The 254-nt window shown below is 68.1% G+C and carries 1 protein-coding gene; it reads left to right on the forward strand.

Going from position 1 to position 254, the window contains the following annotated elements; translation table 11 throughout:
* Nucleotides 1-254: glycoside hydrolase family 2 TIM barrel-domain containing protein (locus OP79_RS49415; RefSeq protein ID WP_033329981.1), on the forward strand; the 254-nt coding region annotated here is incomplete at both ends.

The following is a 254-nucleotide window of genomic DNA, read 5'->3' on the forward strand; positions in this document are numbered from 1 at the left end:
TGTACGACGGCGTGCTGGCCACCGAGGGCGAGCGGATCCCCCTGCGGATCGGCTTCCGCACGGTCGTACTCGAGGACGGCCTGATCAAGGTCAACGGCAAGCCGCTCCTCTTCAAGGGCGTCAACCGGCACGAGTGGCACCCCGAGCGCGGCCGGGCCCTGGACCTGGAGACGATGCGCGAGGACGTGCTGCTGATGAAGCGGCACAACATCAACGCTGTGCGCACCTCCCACTACCCGCCGCACCCGGCCTTT

It is taken from the genome of Streptomyces yerevanensis (assembly GCF_000716805.1).
Lineage (GTDB): Bacteria > Actinomycetota > Actinomycetes > Streptomycetales > Streptomycetaceae > Streptomyces > Streptomyces flaveus.